This is a genomic window from Rubrivirga sp., assembly GCF_049648075.1.
Lineage (GTDB): Bacteria > Bacteroidota > Rhodothermia > Rhodothermales > Rubricoccaceae > Rubrivirga.
On sequence record NZ_JBARYR010000016.1, the window covers coordinates 1 to 4,042 of the forward strand.

3 protein-coding genes are annotated in these 4,042 nt (G+C 65.4%); 2 read left to right on the forward strand and 1 reads right to left on the reverse strand.

Going from position 1 to position 4,042, the window contains the following annotated elements; translation table 11 throughout:
• A partial coding sequence (gene ppk1 / locus WBA11_RS00545; RefSeq protein WP_424518785.1) for a polyphosphate kinase 1 occupies positions 1-1,920 on the forward strand: 1,920 nt, incomplete at its 5' end.
• Positions 1,921-1,972: 52 nt separating this feature from the next.
• Positions 1,973-2,440 carry a plastocyanin/azurin family copper-binding protein gene (locus tag WBA11_RS00550; RefSeq protein ID WP_424518786.1) on the forward strand — a complete coding sequence of 156 codons (468 nt, stop codon included), beginning with the start codon at positions 1,973-1,975 and terminating at the stop codon, positions 2,438-2,440.
• Between the two features lie 357 nt (positions 2,441-2,797).
• On the opposite strand, the gene WBA11_RS00555 is transcribed toward WBA11_RS00550, so the two are convergent.
• Positions 2,798-4,042: ATP-binding protein (locus WBA11_RS00555; RefSeq protein ID WP_424518787.1), on the reverse strand; the 1,245-nt coding region annotated here is incomplete at its 5' end.

Sequence of the window (4,042 nt, forward strand, 5' to 3'; positions counted from 1 at the left end):
CTCAAGCGCCAGATCGGTGCCGACGTTCGGGCGCTGTCGCCGGACGGTCGGACTCCGAAGGAACAACTCGATCTGTCCCTGGGAGCGGCCCTCGATCTGCAGACGGAGATCTCCCGAGTGTGGGAGAACGAGCTCCGCCCCGAGCTCGCCGACGCGGGCGTCGTCGTTCGCGAGTACGACGCCCTCGAGGACGACGAGCAGGCCGAGCTCGACCGGATCTTTCGGGAGACCATCTTTCCGATCCTGACGCCGCTCGCCGTCGACTCCGGCCACCCGTTCCCGTTCATCTCGAACCTGTCGCTATCGCTCGCCGTCACCCTGCGCCACCCCGGCCGCAAGACCGAGCACTTTGCGCGCCTCAAGGTCCCGACGGGCCGGGGCCGCTTCCTGCCGCTCTCGACTAATCCGAACCACGTCGTCGCCGTCGAGGACGTGATCCAGAACAACGCCGAGGAGCTGTTCCGCGGCATGGACGTCGAGGGCGTCTACGCCTTCCGCGTCACGCGCAACGCGAGCCTAGACCGCAACGAGGAGGAGGCCGACGACCTGCTGTCGATGATCTCCGAGGAGCTCCGGGAGCGTCGGTTCTCAGACGTCGTCCGCCTCGAGGTCGAGCACGACATGCCCGAGCGCGTCCGCGACCTGTTGGCGCGCGAGATGGGCATCGAAGACCCGCGCGACATTGTCGACGTCGACGGTCTCCTGGACCTGGCCGGCCTCGATGAGCTCGCCAATGTCGACCGGCCGGACCTGAAAGACCTGCCCTGGGAGTCCGTCATTCCGATCCGCCTGCGGCACATGGCCCTCGAGGACGACGACGACATGTTCTCGGTGATCCGCCGCGGCGACCTCCTGGTCCATCACCCGTACGAAAGCTTCGCGGCCTCGACGCAGCGTTTTATCGAGGAGGCGGCCAACGACCCGAATGTCCTGGCGATCAAGTTGACGTTGTACCGGACGAGCCACGATAGCCCCATCGTCCGGTCGCTGATCAAAGCCGCCGAGCGCGGCAAGCAGGTCGCAGCGCTGGTCGAGCTCAAAGCCCGGTTTGACGAGGAGAACAACATCGAGTGGGCGCAGCGCCTCGAGGAGGTCGGCGCGCACGTCGCGTACGGGTTGGTCGGGCTCAAGACCCACGCGAAGACGACCTTGGTCGTGCGCGAGGAGGCTGATGGGCTTAGGACGTATTGCCACCTTGGGACGGGCAACTACAACCCCTCGACAGCCCGCTTCTACACCGACTTCGGCTTGTTCACCTGCCGCGAGGACGTTGGAGAGGACCTTGTCGGTCTGTTCCATTTTCTGACCGGCTACGCGCCGGAGCAGGACTACCAGACCCTCGTCGTCGCGCCCCGGGACCTGCGTCCCAAGTTCGTCTCGCTGATCCGGCGAGAGATCGAGCACGCCAAGGCAGGTCGGAAGGCGCGGATCATCGCCAAGATGAACGCCCTCGACGACAACGGGATCATCCGTGAACTGTACAAGGCGAGCCAGGCCGGCGTCGAGATCGACCTGATCGTGCGCGGACACACGCGGATGCGGCCCGGCCTCCCCGGCTTCTCGGAGAACGTCCGCATCGTCTCGATCATCGGACGGTTCCTGGAGCACAGCCGGATCTATTACTTCCACAACGACGGCGACGACGACGTCTACATCGGCTCGGCCGACTGGATGCGCCGCAACCTGGACGACCGCGTCGAGGTCGTGACACCTGTCGAGGACGAAATTGCCAAAGAGCGGCTCAAGCGGACGCTCAAGTTCTGCCTGGACGACAACCGCCAGGCGTGGGACTTGGGCGTCGACGGCCGTTACACCCTGCGCTGGCCGCCCGAGGACGGACCCGTCCAGGCCTTCCACGACACGCTGATGCGCCGCGCCCGCCGTCGGACCGAAGAAGATGACGCCGCGTGGTCGTTCTAGATCATCCGTCCTCGAGGACGCCGAATTGAACCGAGTTGGACTCTTGTCTCGAATGCTTCGCCTGACCCTGATCGCGCTCGCCCTGACTGTCTTCGGCTGCGGCGACCCGCCCGGCCCGACGCCCGAGCAACTCGCCGTGTTCGAAGAGGAGGTCGACCTCGAGGTCGTCATCCCGTCCGTCCGCAATGCGATGCGCTTCGACGTGGCGCGCGTGGAGGCGCCGGCCGGCGCGACGGTGCGGTTGGTGATCGACAACTCGACAACCTCGAGCCCGGCCATGATTCACAACGTGGTCGTCCTCGAGGCTGGAACGGAGGTGCGGACGGTCGCGGAGGCGGCAGCGCGGGAGCGCGACAACGTCCCCGACGACCCCGCCATCCTCGCGTTCACGCCGCTGGCGGGACCAGGGCAAAAGACGGCCGTCGTGTTCACGATGCCGCCGCCGGGCGAATACCCGTTTGTCTGTACGTATCCCGGGCACTGGCAGACCATGCAAGGCGTGCTGGTGTCGACGCGGTAGCGCAGTCTGACTGGGCTGCGCCGGATGTAGAGACGGCTCGATTGCCCTCTGCACGAGTCCTCGAGGGCGGATTAGGATCAAGGTCCAAGGACGGTGAGGGGGACACCTTTTGGTCTCCCCAGGCACGTCGGTTCGGCTCTGGTCGATCTCCGTCAACAGATGTCCACCTGCATCGAGTCGTTCACGCTTGCACGGGGATGACGAAATGTGCTCGTGTGACTGCATACGACGGCGCGGTCCTTACTCCCTGCTAGGAACGGCTTGAGCAGCGTCAGCCAGGCGGGTCGTCCTCGAGGTCGCGGGTCGTCCTCGAGGTCGCGGGTCGTCCTCGAGGTCGCGACTGTCGCCGCGACGTCCTCAGAATAGCTCGCCGATCTCCTGCTGCATCTCGGCCGCCGACTCCGACACCAGCCCGCCGGCTTTCGCTTTCATCGCCTGGAAAAAGTCCGGGCCGTAGTCGCGGGTGCGGATCGTGATCGGCATGGGGACGGCGTGACCCAAGAGGAGCGCTTGCTGCTTGCTGTCGAGCGATGCCAAGATCGTCCGCAGCCCGCTCGCGCCGGGCGTCCCGACGAGCGCCGCCGCGATGTCCTTCTCGTCGTTGAGTTGGGCGACGAGCTTGGTCCCGATCTGGCTCAGCACCTCCTCGTCGATCCCGCTCGGGCGTTGGTCCACGATCAAGAGCGACACAAAGAACTTCCGCATCTCACGCGCGATCTTGCCGAACGGCGTCTCGCGCGCGGTTTCTGGTCCGAGGAAGTTGTGGGCTTCCTCGATGGTGATCAAGAGCTGCTGGGGCTTGTCGGCGTCGTTCTGGGACGCTTCGTACGCCTCCATCTTGCGTTCGTACCGATCGCGGAGACGGCGAGTAATGACGTTGGCGACCAGCAGGTACACCAAGAGTGACTTATACCTCCCAAACTGGAGCACGACGGAGTGCCCCCTGTCGAGGGACTCGAACAGCTCCTCGACTGCGTCGCGCTGACCGGCCGAGGGCTCGGTGTGGAAAAAGTCGTATCCGTCCAGCCGGTCGAGCTTGCGCTTGAGAGCCGAGAGCGATCCGGGGTGAGTCCCCGTCTCCTCCGCCATCGTCTCGACCTCCGCCGGGTCCGCGGTCATGAGCCGGGACAGCCACTTCCGGCCGTACACCTTCTTCAGTCCGTACGTACTCTCCGTCGCCGTCGCGTTGAGGTTCAGCGTCTCGCGGAGCGGCAGCACGTCCTCGGGCTCGACTTGGTCCGCGTACACGTGCAGCTCGACGTCGGCCGACTGGTTGCGGGCGCGCATCGAGGACGGGTCGAGCGTGAACAGTTGGACCTTTGCCGGAAACAGGTCTTTAAGACCTTGGACGAATGCGCCCGAGCCCTCGCCCGACTCCTGGCGGACAGCGTACCCGTACTCGCCGTGCATGTCGAACACCAGCGACGCCGCACGTCCGGTCGCGATCGTTCCGGCCAACAGTAGACGCGTCAAAAAGCTTTTGCCCGTTCCCGTCTTGCCGAATACGGCGTTCGAGCGCTCGACAAAGCGCGACAGGTCGAGGCACACCGGCGAGTCCATCCCGAGCGGTGTCCCGACCTCGAAGTAGCGGTCTCCGCCCTC

Excerpts from the sequence above, each read along its gene's own strand:
- WBA11_RS00550 (WP_424518786.1), top strand. The coding sequence starts at position 1,973 with ATGCTTCGCCTGACCCTGATCGCGCTCGCCCTGACTGTCTTCGGCTGC.